The organism is Corynebacterium freneyi, from assembly GCF_030408835.1.
Classification (GTDB): Bacteria; Actinomycetota; Actinomycetes; order Mycobacteriales; family Mycobacteriaceae; genus Corynebacterium; species Corynebacterium freneyi.
In genome coordinates, this window is record NZ_CP047357.1 from 2,072,561 (window position 1) to 2,089,961 (window position 17,401).

Below are 17,401 nucleotides of genomic sequence, written 5' to 3' on the forward strand. Positions count from 1 at the left end.
GGCAGGTCCAGAGTTGCGGCGGGTTTCACATGGCCCCGGGACGTCATCGCCGCACGGCAACCGCGGTTCGAGCCTCGGTGCCTTCCCGGGAAGACCGGCCACCGCCGACATCTCCGGCGGTCGGAAGAACTCGACCGGGAGGATCCCCAGCCATGCGCACGACCCACACCGTTTCCGGCTCCGACGCCGCGATCGCGACCATTGCCGCCACCGCGCCCGACGTCCCCGACGCCGTGAACGAGACGCCCGACTCCGCCACCGACGTCCATCGTCTCCGCTTCGCCGCCACGTGGCACCGACGCGCCACGGCGAACGACTCGTACGGCGGGGCGTCGTCAAGCGATCCGGCCCTGCGGCCCGCCTACCCCGCGCCGGCGGCGGCCCCCGACGCCCCGCCCGCCGATGCGCTGCACGCGACCGTGGATTCGCTGACCGACACCGGCGACGGGGAAACCCTCATCTTGCGTGATGCCGCCGGCCGCCGCCTGCATTTCTTCCGCGAGGGCCTGTTCCGATGGTCGACGCGCACCGCAGCCGAGGTGGTCGCCGCCGCCGACGTCGCGCCCGGCCCCGCCCCGCGCCGTCTGTGGGTGCGCCACCCCGGCAACGGAACGTGGTGGACGGATACGGCCGTGTGCCATTTCATCGACTGACCGCTCCCGGCGCCGATGCCCGGCGCCCTCATGTCCGACCACCCCGACGCTGAGCAGCGGCCACACCGGGCCGCGATACGTCAGCGGCCACTGACGTATGTTATGGTCAGCATATGCTGACCATTGCCTCTCGTCTCGACGTGATGCATCGCCTCGGCCGCGCCATGGCCGATTCGACGCGATCGCGCATCCTCATGGCCCTCCTCGACGGCCCCGCCTACACCGGCGCCCTGGCCGACGAGTTGGAGCTGACCCGCACCAACGTCTCCAACCACCTGGCGTGCCTGAAGGACTGCGGCATCGTCTTCGCCACTCCGGAAGGCCGCCGTACCCGATACGACATCGCGGACCCGCACCTGCGCAAAGCACTCAACGATCTCCTGGACGTCACGCTCGCCGTCGACTCCGACGCCCCGTGCCTCGACCCGTCCTGCCAGGTGGAGGGCTGCTGCAACGCGAGCGCCACCGCCCACGCCGACGTCGACCCCGAGGCCGTGCCCGCACTCGAGGAGACCGTCCGATGACCTCGGCCTGCGGCTGCTCGCACGACGCCCCCGAGCCCACGGACTTCTCCGAGCCGGAGGCCCCGCCGACGCCGTGGTGGCGCGATCGGGAGGTGCTCGTCCCGGTGTTCTCCGGCGTCGCGCTGGTCGCGGCGTTCCTGATTGGCCTCGCGGCCCCCGACGCCGCCGAATCCGCCTCGGAGACGACGCTGGGCGGCGCATGGACGCTGCCCGAATCGACCGTCGGCATCGTGTCGCTGGCCCTGTATTGGGTGGCGCTTCTGCTCGGCGCGTCGACGTTCGTGCCCGGTGCGCTGACCGGACTGTTCCGGCACGGGCGTCTCGGCATCGGCCTGCTCATGACCATCAGCGCCATCGGCGCCGTCATCCTCGGCTACGTTGCCGAGGCCGCGGCCCTGGCGTTCCTGTACTCGATCTCGGAGGCTCTCGAGGACAAGGCGATGGACCGCGCCCACCGCGGTCTGCGGTCGCTGTTGTCGCTCATCCCCGATACCGCGACCGTCGTCGATCCGGATTGCGGGTCGCGCCGCACGATTCCGGCGCGCGAGATCCGTCCCGGCATGCGGTTGACGGTGCCCGCGGGTGGGCGGGTGCCCACGGATTCTTTGCTTGACGACGCCCGCGCCACGGTGGATTCGTCGGCCGTGACGGGAGAGTCGATTCCCGTCGAGGTGTCCGCCGGCGGGGAAGTGCTCGCCGGGGTCATCGCGGTCGGCGCCCCGATGACGGTGACGGCGACCGCACCCGGCGACGACAACTCCCTGACCGCCGTGGTGCGCCTGGTCGAGGACGCCCAGGCGGAGAAGGGAGAGCGGGCGCGCATCGCCGACCGCATCGCCCGGCCGCTGGTGCCCGGGGTGCTCGTGCTCGCCGCGGTGGTGGCGTGCGCCGGTTCGCTGTTCGGCGACCCGGTCGAGTGGATCACCCGCGCCCTCGTGGTCCTGGTGGCGGCCTCCCCGTGCGCGTTGGCGATATCCGTTCCGGTGACCGTCATTTCGGCGATCGGCGCGGCCAGCCGTTTCGGGGTGGTGGTCAAGTCCGGCGCCGCGTTCGAACGCCTCGGCGCGATTGAGCGGGTGGCCATCGACAAGACCGGCACCCTGACCCGCAACGACCCGACGGTCACCGAGGTCGTCGTCGCCGATGGAGCGGCATCGCGCGGCCACGACGCGGGCGACGTCCTCGACTGGGCCGCGGCCCTGGAGCACGATTCCACGCATCCGCTGGCCACCGCGATCATCGCCGGGGCGCGGGATCGACGCGATCGGAAGACGTCGGGGCGGGCTGATTCGCCGGCGGATACGGTGGTCGCCGACGGTGCCGTTCCCGTCGCCGTGGACGTCGCCGAACAACCGGGCATCGGGTTGAGCGGAACCGTCGGCGGGGCGCGGATTTCCGTGGGCAATCCCCGCAGCCTCGACCCCGGCGTGTTGGCCGACGACGTCGAGCGGCTGGAGGCGGCGGGCAACACCGCCGTCGTCGTCCACCGCGACGGCGCACCGGTCGGCGTCATCGCCGTGCGCGACGAACTGCGCCCCGAGGCCGCCGACGCCATCGCGGCGTTGCGGGAGGCGGGCATGGACGTCGTCATGCTCACCGGCGACAATCGCCGCACCGCACGCGCCCTGGCGGCCTCGGCGGGAATCGACGACGTCCGCGCCGAGCTGTCGCCGCGGGACAAGGCCGACGCGATCGCGGGCATGGGCGGGCACGTGGCCATGATCGGCGACGGCGTCAACGACGCCCCGGCGCTGGCCTCCGCCGACGTCGGCATCGCCATGGGCGCCACGGGTTCCGACGCCGCGGTGGAATCGGCCGACGTCGCATTCACCGGCCACGACCTTCGTCTGCTCCCCCGCGCCCTGGACCACGCCCGCCGGGGTCGGCGGATCATGGAGCAGAACATCGCCCTGTCGCTGCTCATCATCGCCGGGCTGCTGCCGTTGGCGCTGTTCGGCGTGCTCGGCCTGGCGTCGGTGGTGTTCATCCACGAAGTCGCCGAGATCGTCGTCATCCTCAACGGCCTGCGGGCGGCGCGGGCGAAGGCCTGATATTCCCCCTCTGCCCCGCCGCCCCGCCCCGCCACGTCGAGGGGAATAGTCTTCACCGCCGCGGGGTTGCATGGAATCGGTGCGCCGCCTCCAGCCTCGACCGGTGACCCCGGTCGATCCGGGCGCCCGCACCGGTTCGTCCCACCCCGACAGGAGACCCGACCATGCAGTACCTCGCCCGAATCCTCGGCACGACGAAAGTGCTGTGGCCGTTTTACGTGGGCATCGTCGTCAGCTCGATCGGCACCGCGATCGCCGCGCTGGTCAGCCCCTTCCTGATCCGCAACGCCACCGACGCCATCGTCGACGCCGTCGGCGCGGGCGACCCCGACACCGTGGCGCGGGCGGTGACCACCATCATCTGGCTGTCCATCGGCCTGCTCGTCGCCGATCTGGTGCAGACCATCGTGCACAACATCGGCGGCTATCTCGGCGACGTGATGACCGCGCGAATGCGGGAGATCCTGTCCACCCGCTACTTCGCCAAACTCCTGTCGTTGCCCCAGCGCTACTTCGACGACCAGGTCACGGGCACCATCATCGCCCGCCTGGAACGATCGATCACCAACGTCACGCAGTTCCTGCAGTCGTTTTCCAACAACTTCTTCCCCATGCTCCTCACCGTCTTCGCGGTGCTGGGCATCACGGGCTGGCATCACTGGCCGCTGGCGCTGCTGCTGGCGGCGGTGTTCCCCACGTACATGTGGCTGACGGCGCTGACGTCGAAGCGGTGGCAGAAGATCGAGGGCAAGAAGAACGCCCGCGTCGACGTCGCCGGCGGCCGGTTCGCCGAGGTCGTCGGCCAAGTGAAGGTCGTCCGCTCGTACACCGCGGAAACCCGCGAGGTCCGCGACTTCGCCGCCCATTACGACGCCACGGTCGACCTCACCCGCGAGCAGTCCACGTGGTGGCACCGGATGGACGCGCTGCGCGGCGGCATCCTCAACGTCATCTTCTTCGGCATCTACCTGCTGCTGTTCCTGCGCACGCTCCACGGCGATTTCTCCATCGGCACGATGGTCATGCTCATCCAGCTGGTGAACATGGCCCGCCAACCGGCGACGATGATGAGCTTCCTCGTCGACTCCGCCCAGCGCGCCATCGCGGGCTCCCGCGACTACTTCGACGTCATGGCCCTGGAATCCGAGGAGTCCGCACCGAAGGAACTCATCGCCGCCGCCACCACCGACGGCGGTGCAGTCTCCCCCGCGGGCTCGTCGTCACGCGAAACCGACCGTGGGGCGACCGCGGACGGCACGGTTGCCGCGGCACCCGCGAGGCGCCTGACGCCGCCGCACGACGGCTCGCCGGTCATCGAACTCGACGACGTCACCTTCGCCTACGACGAGGGCAACCCGGTGCTTCGGGGCGTGACTTTCCGGGCCGGGCGCGGCGAAAAGGTCGCGTTGGTCGGCGAGTCCGGCGGCGGCAAGTCGACGTTGGTCAACCTCATCCTCGGCTTCTATCGGCCCGCCGGCGGCACGCTGTCGGTGTGCGGCGCCGACGTCCGCGACGTCGACATGGACGAGCTGCGCAACTCCATCGGAGTGGTGTTCCAGGATGCGGCGCTGTTTTCCGGCACCATCCGCGAGAACATCGCCTACGGCCGCCCGGACGCCACCGATTCCGAGATCGAGGACGCCGCCCGCCGCGCCAACGCCGACGGGTTCATCCGCCGCTTCCCCGACGGGTACGACACCACCATCGGCGAGCGCGGCCTGAAGCTGTCCGGCGGGCAGAAGCAGCGCGTGGCCATCGCGCGGGCGATTCTCAAGGACGCGCCGGTGCTGCTTCTCGACGAGGCCACGTCCGCCCTGGACACCAAGGCCGAGCGTGAGGTGCAGCGGGGCTTGGAGCAGCTGATGGAGGGCCGGACGACCATCATCATCGCGCATCGCCTGTCGACGATTTCGAACGTGGACACCGTCGTGACGCTGGATCGGGGGCGCGTCGACGAGGTCGGCTCGCCGGCCGAGTTGGCGGTGTCCGGCGGCATTTACGCGGAGTTGCTGAAGCTCACCGCGTCGGCGTCGGCGGCCGACCGCAAGCGGCTGAAGAAGTACGGCCTGGAGGTCTGACCCGCGGCGCCGGCGGCTCAGATCGCGCGCTCGCCCCAGGAGACCAGGTCGCTGGTCAGGATTTCGGGGCGGCGGGGGCCGTCGTACGCGAACAGGGTGACGTAGTCGGCGAAGGTGAACGCGTCGGCGGCGGTGTGCTCTTCGGTGACGGGGGCGGCCAGTGCGGCGGTCATGTCGGGATTCTCCGGGGGTTCGTGCGGTGCTGTCTTCGTGCTTTGCGACGGATGGCGTCCGCGCGGCAACCGTGGGGCCCGAAAAAAGGGGGCGCGCGCTACGGTCGGGGCGCGGACGAAAGACAGCAACACATCGACGACGACGGAACCGCACGATGCATGTTCGCGTGGACCATCGGGTGCTCCTTTCGTCGATGTGGCGTTCCCGGACCGGAGGATCCGGGTGGGTGCCGGTTCTTCCCGGCGACTAATGAACAGCTTAGTCTATTCCGGTGCCGGGGCAAGCCCCCTCCCCCGAAATATTCACGATGAATCCAATCGTGAATCGGAGCCGCCGTGGAAGCGGGATCAGGGCCGCGGCACGATGTAGCGGCCGACCGCCGGCACCGCCTCGACGGTGACGGGCAACGTCGCCATGGCGTCACCGTCGGCGTAGGAGCAGTGGCCGCCGACGCCGAGGTACTCGACGCGGGCGCTGCGGGTGCGGTGGACGGTGACCTCGTCGAAGTTGACGTGGTCGCCCGAGAACAACTTGGAAAGGGTCCGCACCGCCTTGGCACGCGAGGCCTCGCCGATCACGGTGAGATCCAGCAGCCCGTCGGAGTGATCGGCGGACGGGCAGATCGCCATGCCGCCGCCATAGCTGCGGGTGTTGCCGAAGGCCGCGAGCGTCACCGGCGCGTCCAGGACGGTGCCGTCGTCGAGGGTGATGCGAAGCGGCATGGGACGGAGGTGGACGAGCTCCGCGGCGATGGCCATGTGGTAGCGACTGCGGCCGGGCGGCCAGGACATCCGGTTGACGCGGTCGGACACCAGCGAGTCGAAACCGGAGCACATGACGGTGCCGAACCAGCGCGACGTGCCGTCGTCCGCGGTGATCCGCCCGAGATCCGTGGCGATGGTGAACCCGTCGGCCACGACGTCGGCGGCGGCCTCCGGAGATCCGGGCAGGCGATGCTCGCGGGCATGGTCGTTTCCCGTGCCGGCGGGAATGATCCCCAACGGCAACCCAGTGCCGGCCTGCGCCTGCAGGGCCAGGTTGATCATGCCGTCGCCGCCGACGACCACGAGCGCGTCGATGCGATCGTCGGCGACCAGCCCCGCCAGCAATTTCCGCGTGGCATCCGTGTTCCGCCCCTGCACGGCAACGACGGACACTCCCCGTTCGGTGAGGCGGGCCACCGCACGGTCGGCCGCGCGTGACGCGAGACCGCGGCCGGCGCGCGGATTGGCGACCAAGCCGACCGTGCCGATGCCTACCCGGCCCATGGGGTATTTCTCGGGATCGAACGTCACATCCCCAGTGTGCCAGGATCGGAGATTTCCGCAGCTCCAGCGCAGGTCGCGACCTTCCCGACCGAAAGGCGCCCCGGAGATGATCGTTCGTTTATGGCCCGCGCCGTCCTCCGCCGACAGCTTTTGACCGCGTACGCGGACCCCGCCACGGACGCGGATCGCGACGCGAAAAATCTATAGACCCCTCGGTCTACTTTGGGGTGTGCACGGGTGTATGGTGAGCCGCATGTCTGACGTGACCTTCCCCGACATCGACACTTTGCGCGCCCGCGGCACCTTGAAGTGGACGGCCTACCCGGCCGACGTGCTTCCGCTGTGGGTGGCCGAATCCGACGCCGCGACCTGCCCCGCCGTCCTCGACGCGGTGCGCGCCGCCGTCGACCGCGAATACTTCGGCTACCCGCGCCGCAGCGTCGCGGACCTCGCCGAAGCCACGTCGGATTGGTACGCCGACCGCTACGGATGGCGCCCGTCCCCCGACCGGATCCACCCCGTCGCCGACGTCGTGCGCGGCGTGACCCTGGCGGTGCGGTACCTCACCCGTCCGGGCTCGGCGATAGTGCTGCCGGTGCCCGCTTACATGCCCTTCTTCGAGGTCGGCCCGGCCACCGACCGCGACATCGTCCACGTGCCCACCCTCCCCGACGGCCCGGATCCGGCCGCCGTGGAAAAGGCCTTCGCCGACGGCGCCGGCAGCCTGATCCTGTGCAACCCGAACAACCCGTTGGGCTTCACGTTCACCGCCGAGCGCCTCCGCGAGCTCGCCGACATCGCCGCGAAGTACGATGCGCGGATCATCTCCGACGAGATCCACGCCCCCGTCGTCCTCGAGGGCGAGCACGTGCCCGCCGCATCGGTGTCCGACGTCGCCGATTCCGTGACCATCACGGTCACCGCCACGTCGAAGGGCTGGAACACCGCCGGCCTGAAGTGCGCGCAGATCCTGCTCAACGAGGCCGACGACGCGACGTGGCGGGGCCTGACGCACGTCATCAAGGAGGGCGTGTCCACCCTGGGCATGGTCTCGGCGACCGCCGCCTACCGCGACGGCGGGGCCTGGCTCGACGAGTTCAAGGACGTCCTGCGCGCCAACGTGGACACCATCGAGCGCCGCCTTCCCGAGGTCGCCCCGGGCGCGGTGTTCACCCGCCCGCAGGCGTCGTACCTGGCGTGGATCGACTTCCGCGGCGTCGACGGCATCGTCGACCGGGACGGCAACCCGGTGGAACCGCAGAAATGGCTGTTGGACAACGCGAAGGTCGCCCTCAACCCGGGCCCCGCGTTCGGCGACGGCGGTGCCGGCCATGTCCGCCTGAACTTCGCCACCTCCCCCGAGATCCTGAACGAGGCCCTCGACCGGATCGGCGCTGCACTGGCCCGATGAACGCCCAAACCCCCGGAGGCCGTGACCTCCGGGGGTTTCGCATGCCCGTGCCCGCGCCGTCGGCGCGAACCTAGACGCGCACGCCGTTGACCGTCAGGGATCCGTCGGCGTTGACGGTGACGTTTGCGGCCATCGCGGCGGCCATGTTCATGCGAACGTGGGAGGCGCGGCCGTCGGTGCGGTCGAGCGGGTAACCGGAGTCGATGGCGGTGGCCTCGAGGACCTTGACGCGCTGCTCGTCGGTGAGCTGCGGGTGCGTGGTGGCCAGCAGGCCCGCGTACCCGGCGGGCACGGTCACGCCGACGCCGGCCTCGCCGACGCGCTTGAAACCGTAGGTCATGCGCTCGGTGTACTGGGCGACGGCGGCCTCATCCGACATGTACGGGGTGTCGGCGGCGATGCACTCGGCCAGCGTGGTGCCACAGCGCCACTCCAGCTCGGCGCGCAGCTCGGCGGCGGCGGCCTCGATGAGCGGGCGGAACTCCGGGTCGGCCCAGCGGTCGGCGGCGGCCTGGTTGCCCATCATGCGGCCGCCCATCACGTCGAGCGGGTAGTGGACGCCCATGACCAGGCGGGAATGGCCGGCCTCGGAGGCGCGGGCCTGGATCTGCGGGGCGACCTCCGGCAGCATCATGGACATCAGCGTCGCCGTCCAGGCGGCCTTGTTGGTGTGGCCCGACGGGTAGGACGGGGTCTCCGAGTACGGGTCGTCGTCGCCCGGGTTGTCGCGGTAGTAGCGCTCGATGCGCTCGGGGGCCACGACGAACGGGCGGTCGTAGTTGTAGGTGTACTTCTCGACGAAGGTCGACGACGCGATTCCGCCGGCGCGGGCGAGGTTGCCGGACAGCAGGGCGGAGGTCTTCGGCAGACGGCCCTCCTCCACGGCAGCACGGAAGTGGGCGCCGAGGTTCTGGCCGAAGGCGGCGGAGAGATTGACCATCGGATCGTCGTGGTCGTCCTGCAGGGCCAGCAGCTGAGCCTCGCGGTCGTCCTTGGCGGCGTTGTTGATCCGCACGACGATCTCGAGGTTTTCGTCCATCACCTCGGGGTGGTTCTGCTCGAGGTCCCGGAAGGGGTGGACGACGTAGTGGTAGAACCAGCCTTCGTTCGACGTGTCGGAGGTGAAGGGGCGGGCGAGGCTGTCCGCCGGGAACGGCTGCGGCACCGGGGCGCCGTCCGCGCCGGCACCCTGGTCCTGGCTCGGGATGAAGCTGGGCGCGCCCATCGGCGGCAGGCCGGCGGAACCGGATGCGGCGTCGCCGGTGGAACCGGATGCGGCGTCGCCCTGGTCTCCCGGAACGATCGAGTCGCCGGCGCGTCCGGGGATGATGTCGCCGAGGCCGGGGATGGCGTCGCGGGTCGGCAGCTCGGGGATGGCCTGAGCTCCGGCGGTGGGCGCCAGCGGCAGGGTGAGGGCCAGGGCGGTGACGGCGGCGGCGGAACGCAGTCCGGCGCGGGAGATGCGGCGGGAACCGGTCTTCACGGTGCGGGTACTCCTGATGCGTGGGTCGAATTCTCGAAGGCGGCGGACGACGACGCGCCGACGGCGATCGTCGTCAAGCTGAGATCGCAAGCACCTTAACCCGATTTTCTTGCCAGTTGGCGGCAGAGCGTCAACGCCCGGGTTAACAGACCGTTAACGCCGCACCATGCGTTCGGGGCCGGAAGAAAACTTCCGGCCCCGGGGGCTCATCGTCGTCCTGCTTTGCGACGCCCACGTGGGGCGCGCTGCGGCCTACTTCGAGGAGTAGTCGTAGAAGCCGATGCCGGACTTGCGGCCGTAGCGGCCGGCCTCGACCATGCGCTTGAGCAGCGGCGGGGCGGCGTAGGTCGGCTCGGAGTACTCGTCGAACATCGCATCGGCGATGAACTTGATGGTGTCCAGGCCCACCATGTCGGCCAGGGTCAGCGGGCCCATCGGGTGGGCGCAGCCGTTGACCATGCCGGCGTCGATGTCCTCCTTGGTGGCCACGCCGTCCTGCAGCATGCGGATGGCGCCGAGGATGTACGGCACCAGCAGCGCGTTGACGATGAAGCCGGAGCGGTCCGTCGCCTTGATGACGGTCTTCTTCAGCGCCTCGGACACGTAGGCATAGGCGCGCTCGGACTGGACCTCGCCGGTGGACAGGGTGACCACGTGCTCGACGAGCGGCAGCACCGGCACCGGGTTGAAGAAGTGCAAGCCCATGACGCGCTCCGGGCGCTTGGTCGACGCCGCGATCGACTGGATCGGCAGCGAGGAGGTGTTCGACGCCAGGATCGCGTTCGGGTCCTCGACGACCTCGTCGAGCTGCGAGAAGACGCTGGCCTTGACCTCGGGGTTCTCGACGATGGCCTCGATGACCAGCTGGCGGTCGGCGAAATCGGCGAAGGAGGTGGTCCAGGTGATGCGGCCGAGGATCTCGTCGCGGTCGGACTGCTCCAGCTTGCCGCGGGACACGGCCTTGTCCAGGGACTTCTCGATGCGCGCCTTGCCGCCGTCGAGGTACTCCTGCTTGGCCTCCCACACCAGCACGTCGCTGCCCGCCTTCGCGCAGACCTCGATGATGCCGGAGCCCATCTGACCGGCGCCGACGACGCCGACGCGGGTGATTTCATTCGCCATGTTCGGTTCACTCCCGTGGATTTCGTTGCGGGGCGATCACCGTCGGCGGGCCGAGGGGCGTTGTCGCGGCATCGGCGGCTGCCCGTTGGCCTTCGCCGATCCCCGTGGCCATCGGCCACCCCGGTGATCGCGCTCACTTGCTTCCGCCCACGTTACCGGCGATTCACCGGTTCCGCGCCCGAATCGGCGCATCCGGGCGGCTCAACTGCAGACGGCTCAGTTGCAGGTCGCTCACCCGCAGGACGCCGACCCGCCTCAGTTTCGGGGCAGCTGCTCCAGCTTCTCGGCCAGGGTCTCGAGGCGTTCGACGGACTCGCCGGCCACCTCGGCGACGTCCGGGTCGCCGGCATCGACGAGATCCTTCCAACCGGCCGTCATGCGAGCGACGTGCGGGCGCGCCAAGTCGACGAACGCCTGCTCCGCCTGCTCCCCCGACGCGCCGAGCACCAACTGCAGCTCTTCGTCGGTGATCATCGACGTGCCGCCGTCGGAATCCAGGCGGTCGGTCTGCATTTCCAGGATGCCGCGCAGCTCTCCGGCGACCGCCTTGGCGGGGCCGGACACCGCCCCGTCCTCCTGAATGTGCTCGGTGACGGGCAGCAGCTGCTCGGCGTCGGCGACCAGGTGGGCCGCGTACTGGCGGGAGACGTCGGCATCATCGACCGAAGGCGCCGACCCCTGCGGCGGTTCCTGGTTTCCCGCGGTGCTCGGATCGTAGCCGCACCCGGTCAGTGCCAAAGCGACCGCGAGGCCGACCGTCGCAAAGCCATGGCGGACGCCGGCACGACGCCGGTCCATGCGTGCGGAACCCACTAGACCTCCAGCTCCCCCATGCGGTCCCAGTCGTCCTTGCCCTCGAGGGTCTGCGACACGATCCGCGGGGTCTCGCGCAGCAGCGGGCGCATGGCGTCCAGGCCGGCCTTGAAGTGGTCGGAGGTGACGTGCGCCTCGGCGGCGTCGTCGTCGAACGCCTCGATGAGGACGTACTCGTTGGGGTCCTCGACGGAGCGGGACCACTCGAACCACTTGTTGCCGGCCTCCGCGCGGGTGGCGGCGGTGAAATCGGCGACGTGGGTCATCCACTCGTCGGCGTATTCGGGCTTCACGGGGAACTTGACCACGATGAAAATCATGACGCCAGCATACGTGCACGTCGTGCCCCCGCCACCCGCCTCGAGGTCGCCGGCGCGGGTGCCGGGGCGGGTGCGGGCAGGTCCTCGAGGAACTTTCCGTACAGGGCCAGATTGCGCCTGCGGGAGCGCCTGAGCTGCCGGAATCCGACTCCGCCCAGTTCCACGCGGCTGCGCTTGCGGTGCTTTGCGACGAAGTCCCCCGCTTCGCCGTGGGCGATCAGGGAAACCAGGAAATCGACGTATCTGTTGAACGGCGCACCTTCGATGGCGCGCGGCGGCACGTGTCGGATGCCGGGGATCGGGATGTCCAGGCACGAAGACAGTTCGTCCGAGTGCGGATCATGCCCGAGAACGCCGCAGCCGCAGACGTCGTTGGCGGAACGGTGGGTGAACACCCGGTCAACCGGCATGCCCAGCTGGGCGAGGTCGTCGTACGGCACTCCCGGGCAGCCGCCCATGATCACCGCCTCCACGGGCTCGTCGCCGCGGGCGGCCAGCACCACCGCCATCATCGCCGCAATCGAGGCGCCGAGGCTGAAACCGTCGACGATGATCCGGTGGTCCGGCCCCTCCTCCGCCCGGATGGCGCCGATGAAGTCGGCCAGCGCCACGCCGCCGGTGCAGACTCGGGAACCGTCATGGGTCCACATGAACGACGTACCCGGCACGTCATGGCCCGCCCACACCACCGTGCGGATCTTCGGCCCGGCATCGCGGCGCAGCGACCGGCGCACCGCGAACACGTTGCCCGAATACCGGTCGATGTCGGAGATGAACGCCCGGGCGCCGGGCACGAACACGACCGTCGCGTCGGCCTTGGCGCCGATGAGATCCATCGCGGCATAACGATGGCCCGGTCCCACCAGGACCGGGCGCAACCCCTGCTCGTCACGGGCGTGCCGCTTGATCTGCTCGAAGTCCGCGACATCGGGCAGCCGGGCGATCACCTCCGCGGCCACTCGGGCGCGAACGTCGAACGGGACACCGTCGGCAAGCAGGGGCTCTGAAGCGAGGATCGTGCGCACCCCCGCAACCTAACCGGCCAACGGGAGATGCGCTCGGCGAGCGGCCCGCCGAAAACTACTTCGGGGGGTTTTCGCCGGAGGTTTCGCCGGAGTTCTCCCCGGCGTTCTCGTCGGCGCCTTCGCCGGTGAACTCACCGTCGATGCGGACGTCGCCGCTGATGACGAGCGTGCCGTCGTCGTCGTAGGAGTAGTCGATCGGCGGGTACTCGTTGCCGTCCTCGTCGTAGCCGGGCGCCGGGGCGGCCTCGTGGGCGGCGAGCTTCTCCGGCGTATCCGTCTTCTTCCACTCGCGGGTCCGCGGCTTGCGCACCGCCATGTGGTCGTCGCTCATGCCCTTGACCAGCGACCACATCATCACGAAGTGCATGAAGAAGAACGGCACGCCGATGAGGATCACCACCTCCTGCAGCGCGAGGATGCCCGTTTCACCGGAGATGACCAGCATCGCGCCGGCGACGGCGCCGATCATGACGCCCCACAGGATGCGATACGACGTCGGCGCCTTGTTCTCCTCGCCGGTCGACATCATGTCGGTGACCATCGCCGCCGAGTCGATGGAGGTGACGAAGAAGATAATGATGACCAGCAGCGCGATGATGCTCACCACGAAGGCCATCGGGTACTGCTCGAGCAGGATGAACAGCGCCGGCGACGGGTCACCGCCTTCGACGACCGGTTCCGACAGGATGCCCGGGTTGGCGGCCTCCAGCTCGAAACCGGCGCGGCCGAAGATGGAGAACCAGATGATGACGAAAATCGTCGGCAGCGCGATGACGCCGGCGATGAACTGACGCACCGTGCGGCCACGCGAAATGCGGGCGACGAACATGCCGACGAACGGCGACCAGCAAATGGTCCACGCCCAGTAGAAGACCGTCCACGTGCCCTGCGACCACTCGGGATTGAGGTTGTAGGAGTCGGTCCAGAACATGATGCGCGGCAGCTCGCCCGCATAGATGCCGACGGTGTCGACGACCTGCTTGAGCAGCGTCAGGGTCGGGCCCATCAGCAGCACGAAAATCATCAGCGCGACGGCCATCCAGATGTTGAGGTTGGACAGCAGCTTGATGCCTTTGTCCAGGCCGCGGGCCACGGAAATCGAGGCGATGATGATGATCGCGGCGATGAGCAGCAGCTGGACGGTGGAGTTCTCGGCCAGGCCGAGGACGCGGGAGGCGCCGGAGTTGATCTGCATGGCGCCCATGCCCACCGACACGGCGATGCCGAAGACGGTGCCGATGATGGCGACGGCGTCGATGAGTTTGCCGGGCCATGCGTAGATCTTTTCGCCCAACAGCGGGGCGAAGATCGACGACACGCGCGGCGGCAGCTTGCGCTTGTAGATGAAGTAGCCCAGCGCCAGGCCCGGCAGCGCCATGATCACCCACATGTGGATGCCCAGGTGGTAGACGGTGAAGGCCATCGCCTCCTGGCGGGCCTCGATGCTCATGGCCTCGAGGTTGCGGGGCGAGTTGATGGCGTGGTTCATCGGCTCGGCCACGCCCCAGAACATGAGCATGGAGCCGGTGCCGCCGGCGAAGAGCATGCCGAACCATTCGGCGACGGTGTACTCGGGTTCCTCGTCGTCGTCGCCGAGCGTGAGGTTGCCGTAGCGGGAGACGAAGATCGCGATGAGGTAGATCAACGCGGTGGAGACGCCGCCGATGAACAGCCAGCCGAGGTTGCCGGTCACCCAGCCCGACGCGGCGGAGTACGCCTCGCGGGCGGTGTCGCCCAGGGCGACGGTGAGCACGACGAAGGCGAGGATGAAGCCGACCGAGGCGAAGAAGATCAGCGGGTCGGTCTTGAGCCAGCGGAAGCTGGTCCTCTTCTTGCCGTTTGCGCCGACCTCCGCGATGGACCGGGGTTTGTCGTCGTTATCGCGATCGTCGCTGTCGCGACCAACCTGATCGGATACGGTGTCGGATGATTTCTCGTCGGAGGTGGAATCCTGGCGACTCATGCGTGGGGCCTTTCATGGCTCGTTGACGCTGACGCAATTATCGTAGCCTCACGGCAATCGCATTCACTGACGTGCCCTGGTCACCCGGGGCGCACCCCATCGGGTGTCACGGGAGGTTCGAGTGGAGGGTTATCGCGCGGGCGAGCGCGCGCTCGCGGTGTACCTGTCGTCGATCACGGGTTTCATCGACGCGCTCGGGTTCCTGTACTTGGGCGGGTTCTTCCTGTCGTTCATGTCGGGCAACACCACGCGTCTGACGGCGGCGATGGCGGAGGGCGCGTGGGATGTGGCGGGCAAGGCCGCCGGCGTCATGGCGCTGTTCCTCGTCGGCGTGATGATCGGCGCGTTGATCAGCCGCCTGGGCCACCGGTTCCTGCCGCCGACCCGGCCGCGTGAGGCGGTGCTGCTGTTCATCTGCCTCACGGCGACGATCGCGTCGATTTGGGTGGTCACCGGCGAGGATCTGCCGGCGGTGCTCAGCCTGTCGTTCACCGTCGGCGCGATGAATTCGATTTTCGAGCGTGACGGCGAGGTGTCCATTTCGCTGACGTACATGACCGGCACCCTGGTGAAGATGTCCCAGCGTTTCGTCGGGGCCTTCTTCGGCGGGTCGCATCGGGCCTGGATCAACTATTTCCTGCTGTGGGCGGCGTTGGCCGTCGGCGCGATCTTCGGCGGCTGGTGCTTTACGACGATCGGCCTGAAGTCCGTGTGGGTGGTCACGGCCATGATCATCGGGGGCACGGCGGTGGCGTTGGCCAATCGTCATCGGCGCCGCAAGGCCGGCCTGCCCGTCTGACGGGTCCGCGGGCGGGTCGTCGTCACGCAAAAACCCGGTGCCACGCCGCCGTCTCCCCGCGGGCGGACGCGTTCTGGGGCAAAATGGTCGGCATGGACGCATCTCCCCTCAACCAGGCTCCCCTGATCCTCCCCTGCAACGGCAAGACGCCGCGGATCCACCGGTCGGCGTGGATCGCCCCCGGTGCGGTGATCATCGGCGACGTCACCATTGGCCCCGACTCGTCGGTGTTCTACGGGTCGGTGCTGCGCGGCGACATCAACTCCATCACCGTCGGCGCACGGACGAACATCCAGGACAACTCCACCGTCCACGTCGACTCCGACGCCGAAACCGTGCTGGGCGACGATGTCACCGTCGGCCACATGGCGCTGATCCACGGCACCCGCGTCGGCGACGGCACGTTGGTGGGCATGAAGTCGGCGCTGCTGTCGCATTCCGTCGTCGGGTCGGGCGCGCTCATCGCCGCCGGCGCCGTCGTGCTCGAGGGCCAGGAGATCCCGGCGCGGTCGCTTGCCGCCGGCGTGCCGGCCAAGGTCCGCCGCGAGCTGGACGACGCGACGGTGGAGGGCTTCATCACCCACGCCGCCAAGTACGTGGAGACTTCCCGCCTGCACGGCGACATCTCGCCGGTGCCGCTGTCGGACGTGCTGTTCGACTGACGCCGGGGCTTTCCGACGCCCGCCGGGGGCCTTACACGTGCAGGGCCGTGAACGGCGGGAACGGCAGCAGCCGCACCACGGTCCAGATCACCAGCACGGCGATGGTGACGTGCGGCAACCACTTCCACTTCGTCCACGTGGGCAGACGCTTGCCCAGGGTCCGGCCCAGCCACACGACCCACGCCCAGGCCAGCAGCACGCCGGCGACCAGCGCGACCGCGTTATAGCGGATCGCACCGGTGAGGTCGAGGTGCGTGAGCGAGTACAGCATCCGCGCCGTGCCGCAGCCCGGGCACGTGATGCCGAGCAGCGCCTTCGTCGGACACACCGGCGTCGGGCCACCTGGGGTCGTCGGGTCGGCGACGGCCAGCGCCGCACAGCCGCACACTGCGCCGGCGGCGGCGATGAGCGGGCCTGCGGGGGACGCGGCGAACCAGTTGCCCGCCCGCTCCATCACCCCGACCGAACCGCCGTGGGCGTTCCCGTCGGCGTGGTCGTGCGCGGGCCCGTGATCGTACGCGGGCCCGTGGTCGTGCGCGGGCCCGCAGTTGCCATGGTGGGTCATTCGATCAGTTCACGTGGAAGTAGAAATGCGCTTGGCCGGTGGAGATCAAGATGATGGAGACGAACAGTCCGATGATCGCGAGGATGACGGTGATGTTCATCCACAGTTTCGCCTTATCGGACGCCGCCTGGGCGCCCTGGTAGTCGCCCATGTTCCACAGGGTGTCGACCTTGTTGGCAAAGACGAGGGCGGCGATGCCTGTGGCCAGGCCCAGCAGACAACAGAACACGAAACCGCCGATGGTCGCGAAAACTGAGGGCGCCATGAAGTTCTGCGGCTTGCCGTCGGCCGGGGCCGATTGCGCACCAAAGGCGCCGTAACTTCCCGGGCCGTAACTCTGTGCAGCGGGCTGACCGTAACCGGACTGGTCGTGGCCGCCCTGTCCGTAGCCCTGGGAGAAGGGATCGCTCGGCTGGTTGTCGTTCGGGGTCGTCATGGAGCTCCCTTTCATCGCGCTCTACCTTCTCGGGCGACGCGTTACGGTGATCGG

17 protein-coding genes and 1 riboswitch are annotated in these 17,401 nt (G+C 69.2%); of the genes, 7 read left to right on the forward strand and 10 right to left on the reverse strand.

Going from position 1 to position 17,401, the window contains the following annotated elements:
- Positions 1-4: 4 nt before the first annotated feature.
- A riboswitch (SAM riboswitch) is annotated at positions 5-135 on the forward strand.
- Positions 136-152: 17 nt separating this feature from the next.
- From CFREN_RS09155 to CFREN_RS09170, 4 genes are all read left to right on the forward strand, one after another.
- Positions 153-653: a hypothetical protein gene (locus CFREN_RS09155; protein WP_209652373.1), complete on the forward strand. Its 501-nt coding sequence runs from the start codon at positions 153-155 to the stop codon at positions 651-653.
- 113 nt (positions 654-766) lie between these two features.
- Positions 767-1,177: a Cd(II)/Pb(II)-sensing metalloregulatory transcriptional regulator CmtR gene (gene cmtR, locus CFREN_RS09160; RefSeq protein ID WP_209652370.1), complete on the forward strand. Its 411-nt coding sequence runs from the start codon at positions 767-769 to the stop codon at positions 1,175-1,177.
- Entirely contained in the window at positions 1,174-3,228 is a 2,055-nt protein-coding gene (locus tag CFREN_RS09165) for a heavy metal translocating P-type ATPase (protein ID WP_209652369.1), read from the forward strand. The genes cmtR and CFREN_RS09165 overlap by 4 nt, the downstream gene beginning before the upstream one ends.
- Positions 3,229-3,392: 164 nt before the next feature.
- The gene (locus tag CFREN_RS09170; protein WP_070521400.1) at positions 3,393-5,306 is read left to right on the forward strand and encodes an ABC transporter ATP-binding protein; all 1,914 of its coding nucleotides are present in this window, start codon (positions 3,393-3,395) and stop codon (positions 5,304-5,306) included.
- A 17-nt stretch (positions 5,307-5,323) separates the two neighbouring features.
- On the opposite strand, the gene CFREN_RS09175 is transcribed toward CFREN_RS09170, so the two are convergent.
- Complete coding sequence (locus CFREN_RS09175) at positions 5,324-5,479, reverse strand: hypothetical protein (RefSeq protein ID WP_168161382.1); 156 nt, start codon at positions 5,477-5,479, stop codon at positions 5,324-5,326.
- A gap of 348 nt (positions 5,480-5,827) precedes the next feature.
- Positions 5,828-6,748, reverse strand: coding sequence for a diacylglycerol kinase (locus CFREN_RS09180; RefSeq protein ID WP_209654576.1), 921 nt, complete (start codon positions 6,746-6,748; stop codon positions 5,828-5,830).
- A gap of 253 nt (positions 6,749-7,001) precedes the next feature.
- Between CFREN_RS09180 and CFREN_RS09185 the strand changes: the two genes are divergently transcribed.
- Positions 7,002-8,159, forward strand: coding sequence for a MalY/PatB family protein (locus tag CFREN_RS09185; RefSeq protein WP_209652367.1), 1,158 nt, complete (start codon positions 7,002-7,004; stop codon positions 8,157-8,159).
- A gap of 70 nt (positions 8,160-8,229) precedes the next feature.
- Here CFREN_RS09185 and CFREN_RS09190 read toward each other — a convergent pair whose 3' ends face one another.
- The 6 genes from CFREN_RS09190 to CFREN_RS09215 form a co-directional block, all read right to left on the reverse strand.
- Positions 8,230-9,642 carry an acid phosphatase gene (locus CFREN_RS09190; protein WP_246580218.1) on the reverse strand — a complete coding sequence of 471 codons (1,413 nt, stop codon included), beginning with the start codon at positions 9,640-9,642 and terminating at the stop codon, positions 8,230-8,232.
- A 252-nt stretch (positions 9,643-9,894) separates the two neighbouring features.
- Positions 9,895-10,764 (reverse strand): 3-hydroxybutyryl-CoA dehydrogenase, encoded by an 870-nt coding sequence (locus tag CFREN_RS09195; protein ID WP_035122993.1) that lies wholly within the window; start codon positions 10,762-10,764, stop codon positions 9,895-9,897.
- A 255-nt stretch (positions 10,765-11,019) separates the two neighbouring features.
- Entirely contained in the window at positions 11,020-11,577 is a 558-nt protein-coding gene (locus CFREN_RS09200; protein ID WP_209652365.1) for a hypothetical protein, read from the reverse strand.
- On the reverse strand, positions 11,577-11,897 hold the full coding sequence (locus CFREN_RS09205) for a putative quinol monooxygenase (protein WP_102212366.1): 321 nt from the start codon (positions 11,895-11,897) through the stop codon (positions 11,577-11,579). Before CFREN_RS09205 ends, CFREN_RS09200 begins: the two co-directional genes overlap by 1 nt.
- Positions 11,894-12,922: an alpha/beta hydrolase gene (locus CFREN_RS09210; RefSeq protein ID WP_209652363.1), complete on the reverse strand. Its 1,029-nt coding sequence runs from the start codon at positions 12,920-12,922 to the stop codon at positions 11,894-11,896. Before CFREN_RS09210 ends, CFREN_RS09205 begins: the two co-directional genes overlap by 4 nt.
- 55 nt (positions 12,923-12,977) lie before the next feature.
- Positions 12,978-14,885 carry a BCCT family transporter gene (locus CFREN_RS09215; protein ID WP_209652361.1) on the reverse strand — a complete coding sequence of 636 codons (1,908 nt, stop codon included), beginning with the start codon at positions 14,883-14,885 and terminating at the stop codon, positions 12,978-12,980.
- A gap of 121 nt (positions 14,886-15,006) precedes the next feature.
- Here CFREN_RS09215 and CFREN_RS09220 point away from each other — a divergent pair, with 121 nt between their 5' ends.
- Both CFREN_RS09220 and CFREN_RS09225 read left to right on the forward strand, forming a co-directional pair.
- Positions 15,007-15,684 (forward strand): YoaK family protein, encoded by a 678-nt coding sequence (locus tag CFREN_RS09220; RefSeq protein WP_070521412.1) that lies wholly within the window; start codon positions 15,007-15,009, stop codon positions 15,682-15,684.
- Between the two features lie 92 nt (positions 15,685-15,776).
- Complete coding sequence (locus tag CFREN_RS09225) at positions 15,777-16,346, forward strand: gamma carbonic anhydrase family protein (RefSeq protein ID WP_070521459.1); 570 nt, start codon at positions 15,777-15,779, stop codon at positions 16,344-16,346.
- Between the two features lie 31 nt (positions 16,347-16,377).
- Here CFREN_RS09225 and CFREN_RS09230 read toward each other — a convergent pair whose 3' ends face one another.
- Both CFREN_RS09230 and CFREN_RS09235 read right to left on the reverse strand, forming a co-directional pair.
- A complete protein-coding gene (locus CFREN_RS09230; RefSeq protein ID WP_209654572.1) occupies positions 16,378-16,800 on the reverse strand; it encodes a DUF2752 domain-containing protein in 423 nt (140 codons plus the stop codon).
- A 115-nt stretch (positions 16,801-16,915) separates the two neighbouring features.
- Positions 16,916-17,347: a CD225/dispanin family protein gene (locus CFREN_RS09235; RefSeq protein ID WP_168161384.1), complete on the reverse strand. Its 432-nt coding sequence runs from the start codon at positions 17,345-17,347 to the stop codon at positions 16,916-16,918.
- Positions 17,348-17,401 lie beyond the last annotated feature (54 nt).

Excerpts from the sequence above, each read along its gene's own strand:
- CFREN_RS09165 (WP_209652369.1), top strand. The coding sequence starts at position 1,174 with ATGACCTCGGCCTGCGGCTGCTCGCACGACGCCCCCGAGCCCACGGAC.
- CFREN_RS09225 (WP_070521459.1), top strand. The coding sequence starts at position 15,777 with ATGGACGCATCTCCCCTCAACCAGGCTCCCCTGATCCTCCCCTGCAAC.
- CFREN_RS09235 (WP_168161384.1), bottom strand. The coding sequence starts at position 17,347 with ATGACGACCCCGAACGACAACCAGCCGAGCGATCCCTTCTCCCAGGGC.
- CFREN_RS09185 (WP_209652367.1), top strand. The coding sequence starts at position 7,002 with ATGTCTGACGTGACCTTCCCCGACATCGACACTTTGCGCGCCCGCGGC.
- CFREN_RS09230 (WP_209654572.1), bottom strand. The coding sequence starts at position 16,800 with ATGGAGCGGGCGGGCAACTGGTTCGCCGCGTCCCCCGCAGGCCCGCTC.
- cmtR (WP_209652370.1), top strand. The coding sequence starts at position 767 with ATGCTGACCATTGCCTCTCGTCTCGACGTGATGCATCGCCTCGGCCGC.
- CFREN_RS09155 (WP_209652373.1), top strand. The coding sequence starts at position 153 with ATGCGCACGACCCACACCGTTTCCGGCTCCGACGCCGCGATCGCGACC.
- CFREN_RS09195 (WP_035122993.1), bottom strand. The coding sequence starts at position 10,764 with ATGGCGAATGAAATCACCCGCGTCGGCGTCGTCGGCGCCGGTCAGATG.
- CFREN_RS09170 (WP_070521400.1), top strand. The coding sequence starts at position 3,393 with ATGCAGTACCTCGCCCGAATCCTCGGCACGACGAAAGTGCTGTGGCCG.
- CFREN_RS09175 (WP_168161382.1), bottom strand. The coding sequence starts at position 5,479 with ATGACCGCCGCACTGGCCGCCCCCGTCACCGAAGAGCACACCGCCGCC.
- CFREN_RS09205 (WP_102212366.1), bottom strand. The coding sequence starts at position 11,897 with ATGATTTTCATCGTGGTCAAGTTCCCCGTGAAGCCCGAATACGCCGAC.
- CFREN_RS09180 (WP_209654576.1), bottom strand. The coding sequence starts at position 6,748 with ATGGGCCGGGTAGGCATCGGCACGGTCGGCTTGGTCGCCAATCCGCGC.
- CFREN_RS09215 (WP_209652361.1), bottom strand. The coding sequence starts at position 14,885 with ATGAGTCGCCAGGATTCCACCTCCGACGAGAAATCATCCGACACCGTA.